At 72.1% G+C, this 3,563-nt stretch carries 4 protein-coding genes; 2 read left to right on the top strand and 2 right to left on the bottom strand.

The window, feature by feature from the left end:
* Positions 1-9 precede the first annotated feature (9 nt).
* Complete coding sequence (locus tag ACFWM7_RS34410) at positions 10-1,392, top strand: hypothetical protein (protein WP_383268472.1); 1,383 nt, start codon at positions 10-12, stop codon at positions 1,390-1,392.
* A gap of 56 nt (positions 1,393-1,448) precedes the next feature.
* On the opposite strand, the gene ACFWM7_RS34405 is transcribed toward ACFWM7_RS34410, so the two are convergent.
* Complete coding sequence (locus ACFWM7_RS34405; protein ID WP_383268469.1) at positions 1,449-1,799, bottom strand: hypothetical protein; 351 nt, start codon at positions 1,797-1,799, stop codon at positions 1,449-1,451.
* Positions 1,800-2,198: 399 nt separating this feature from the next.
* Positions 2,199-3,203 carry a YdcF family protein gene (locus ACFWM7_RS34400; RefSeq protein WP_383268466.1) on the bottom strand — a complete coding sequence of 335 codons (1,005 nt, stop codon included), beginning with the start codon at positions 3,201-3,203 and terminating at the stop codon, positions 2,199-2,201.
* Between the two features lie 124 nt (positions 3,204-3,327).
* Between ACFWM7_RS34400 and ACFWM7_RS34395 the strand changes: the two genes are divergently transcribed.
* The gene (locus tag ACFWM7_RS34395) at positions 3,328-3,561 is read left to right on the top strand and encodes a hypothetical protein (protein ID WP_383268463.1); all 234 of its coding nucleotides are present in this window, start codon (positions 3,328-3,330) and stop codon (positions 3,559-3,561) included.
* The last annotated feature ends 2 nt before the right edge of the window (positions 3,562-3,563 follow it).

Below are 3,563 nucleotides of genomic sequence, written 5' to 3'. Positions count from 1 at the left end.
GCGTTAAGTATGAGGAAAAGGCTTTTCCCCGCGCTGCTGGCGGGCCTGCTGCTCATCATCGCAGCGGCGGCTCTCGCCCTGACCTCCCCCGCGTCGGCCGCGCCCGCCGCGACCCCCCAGGACGCTGCCCAGGCCCTGCGCGACGACCCGGTCTATGTGGACCCGGGCGCTCGCGATCAGCTCTCCGTCGCTGACGAGAAGGCCCTGGAGAACAAGATCACGGATGCCGACAAGCCGGTGTTCGTGGCCGTTCTTCCCGATACCCCCGCCTTCCCCGAGGAAGGCCTGCTCCAGACCCTGCGCAGCGACACCGGCATCACCGGCGTCTACGCGATCCGCCTCGGCGGCGGCTTCGACGCGGGCGCGGACCCGCAGGTCATGCCCACCCGGGCGGTCGAGAACCTCACCGCCGCCGTCGAGAACCCCACCACCGCCGGCAACGCCGACGCCCAGCTCAACGCCTTCGTCGACCGCGCCGTCGAACAGGCCCGGGGCACCGCCCCGGCCTCCTGGTCCGGCGGCGGAGGCGCGGCCGACGAGTCCGGGGCCCCGGTCGGCGGCCTCATCACGCTCGGCGCACTCGTGGCGGCGGGCGGCGCGGGGGCGTACGCCATCTCCCGCCGCAACAAGCTCCGCAAGCAGGAAGAGGAGCGCGTCGCCCTCGACAAGCTCCGGGTCGTCGTCGACGAGGACATCACCGCGTACGGCGAAACCCTGGAGCGCCTGGACTTCCACCCCGCCGAGAAGGGCGCGGACGACACCATGCGCGCCGACTACGAACGGGCCCTGGACTCCTACGAGAGCGCCAAGACGAAGATGGACCGGGCCACGCACCCCTCGGACGTACGCGGGGTCACCCAGTCCCTGGAGGACGGCCGCTACTCCCTCGCGGTCCTGGAGGCCCGCCGCACCGGCAAGGCGATCCCGGCCCGCCGCCCGCCGTGCTTCTTCGACCCGCGCCACGGCCCCTCGGTCGCCGACGTGCTCTGGACCCCGTCCGGCGGCGCGGCCCGCGAGGTCCCGGTCTGCGGCGCGGACGAGGCCCGCCTCAGCCAGGGCGAGGACCCCATGAGCCGTACGGTCGACGTCGGCGACGGCACCCGCCGCCCGTACTGGGAAGCGGGCCCGGCGTACGGCCCCTGGGCCGGCGGCTACTTCGCCGGCGGCCTGCTCCCCGGCCTCCTGGTCGGCACCATGCTCGGCTCGATGCTCGCCACCCCGGCGTACGCCTCCGAGTACGGCGGCGGTGACTTCGGCGGCGGCGGCGCGGGCGGCGAGTGGGGCGGCGGCGACTTCTCCGGCTCCGACTTCGACTCCTCCGGCTTCGGCGGGGGCGGCTTCGGGGACGGCGGAGGTTTCGGGGGCGGAGGCTTCGACGGAGGCGGGTTCTGACCGCTTCCGAACCCCCGGGATTCAGCCTCCAGCGCCCCGGGTTCCGGTGGATCCCCTCAGCCGGGGCCCGGGGTTCCCACGTGCCCCGCCTCGTGCGTTCCTATCCCGCGCACGTCGTGCTTCCGGTAGCAGCTGCTCGTCGGGTAGTCCGTGAAATCGAAGTCCGACGTGTTGTACCGGACGTCGGCTTCCCGCAGGTCGTTCTTCTTGCCTTCGTACACATGACTCCACGTGCACGCGACCGCTCTCTCGGTGGCACCGAGGTTGCCCGCGTCCCAGGTGCTGAGGCCGTCCCTGCTGCGGCAATTCCCGCTGGAGTCGACGTCCGCCTCGTAGTTCGTGTTCTTGAGGTCCAGGGTCTTGTAGGTCTTGTCGCTGCAGGCGCCCGGCGCCGCGGCCGTATTCACATCCGCCACCTCCGGCTCACCGGAGGCGGGTGTGTCCAGCGCGTCAGCACCCACGTTGTCGCCCTCGTGCGTGAGGTCCGCCCCCTCCAGGGCCGGGGTTGCCGAGGCTGTCGGGCCGATCCGAGCCCGTCGTCTCCGTGTCGACGGCACCGCCCGCCAGTTGGTACGTGATCCCCCCGTCGGCGGCGACCTGCAGGGTGAAGCCGTGCCCGCTTCCGTCTGTCCGCGTCGCGTGCAAGTCGCCATGAGGCAGCACGCACTCCCTTGGGACGGGCGGTTCGGCCTCGGCGGCCCGCGCGTTGCCGGCTGTGCGCCTGCCGAGCGACCAGCGCGAAAGTGACCGCGGTTCTCGCCATGATCAAGCGCCGCCAGCGTTAACAACGCTCGTGATCAATACACCTAGGCCGCCCACCACGCGGCCGCCCCGCCGAGGACGATCAGCACGCACATCACGGCGTTGCTCCGCCGGTAGTCCACGAGGATCGCGGTGAACTCGCGGAGCGTCGCGTTGGGCCAGAAGTACGCGGCCGTGGGCGAGCCCACCACCTGGCCCCGGATGCGGACCCGGCGGGCGGTGAGGGCGGCGCGGAAGGCGTGGTAGTTGTTCGTGACGACGACGCACCGGTAGTCGGGCTTCGCCTTCTCCATGATCGCCTTGCTGAACCGCAGGTTCTCCTCGGTGTTCGTCGACCGGTCCTCCCGCTCGACGAGGTGCGCCGGGAACCCCTGTGCGACCAGGTGGTCGGCCATGGCGTGGGACTCCGGTAGGTCCTCGTCGGGCCCCTGCCCGCCCGAGGTGATGAGCACAGGGGATTCGCCGCGCCGGGAGAGCCGCGCGTGCACCTCCTGCGCCCGCTTCAGCCGGCTCGCGAGCAGCGGCGGCACGGCGGAGCCGCCGACCAGACCCGAGCCCAGCACCACCACGAAGTCGGCCTTGCGGCGCACCCGCAGCCGCCCGTAGAGGAACGCGTAACAGACGAAGCACAGGAACAGGAACGAGAAGTAGACCGCCAGCCCACCGGCCGCCGTCGCCGCCCCGATCAGCAGCGGAGTCCGCAGCACGGCGGCGGTGACCAGCAGGGCGACGACGGCGAGAATAGCCAGGGCGGCCAGCAGGGAGAGCAGGTTGGTCGGGCTCCGGCCCTCCTTGCGCAGCATGCGTACGCCGTTGAGGAACAGGAAGCACACCAGCACGAGCAGGGCCACCGCCCCCAGCGCCAGCAGCGCCCCGACGACGTACGGCACCGATGCCGAGTCGGAGTCGACCAGCCGGTACAGCAGGGCCGCCAGTCCGCAGAGCACGGCGAGCCCCAGGATCACGGCGTTGCTGAACTTGCGGCGCTCGCGCAGCACGCTCACACAGAAGACGAGAAAGAGGAGCGCCGCCGGGGCGTAGACCACCATGCGCACAGACTAGGCAGCGCGCCGGAGGCCGTTGACGGCGAGGTGGGGGGTGAGGTGGGAAGGTGCGGGAGCCGCCCGGGAATCGGGGCGTGCCCTTTGCGGGGTTTCGGCCGTTGAACCCGGCATGAAGAAGCGAAGCGTACTCGCCGCCGTCACCCTCGCCACCGGAGCGGTCATCGCCGCCATCTCCCCGCCCCCGGGCGGCGGGGACACCGCCCACGCCGCCGAACCGGCCGTCTCGCTGGGGGCGCTGGACGACGCCGGCGACCTCGGCAAGCTCGTCGACGGTGCGGCCGGGGCGACCACCTCCACCGCGGGCACGGTCACGAGCACCGTGGAAGGCGCCAAGCTCAGCTGAAC

Origin of the sequence: Streptomyces sp. NPDC058375, from assembly GCF_042723425.1 — a bacterium.
GTDB classification, from domain to species: Bacteria; Actinomycetota; Actinomycetes; order Streptomycetales; family Streptomycetaceae; genus Streptomyces; species Streptomyces durocortorensis.
The sequence above is the reverse complement of the archived record's forward strand: the minus strand, read 5'-3'. Positions and strand labels throughout refer to the sequence as shown.

Coding starts and splice junctions, on each gene's coding strand:
- ACFWM7_RS34410 (WP_383268472.1), top strand. CDS start 10: ATGAGGAAAAGGCTTTTCCCCGCGCTGCTGGCGGGCCTGCTGCTCATC.
- ACFWM7_RS34400 (WP_383268466.1), bottom strand. CDS start 3,203: ATGGTGGTCTACGCCCCGGCGGCGCTCCTCTTTCTCGTCTTCTGTGTG.
- ACFWM7_RS34395 (WP_383268463.1), top strand. CDS start 3,328: ATGAAGAAGCGAAGCGTACTCGCCGCCGTCACCCTCGCCACCGGAGCG.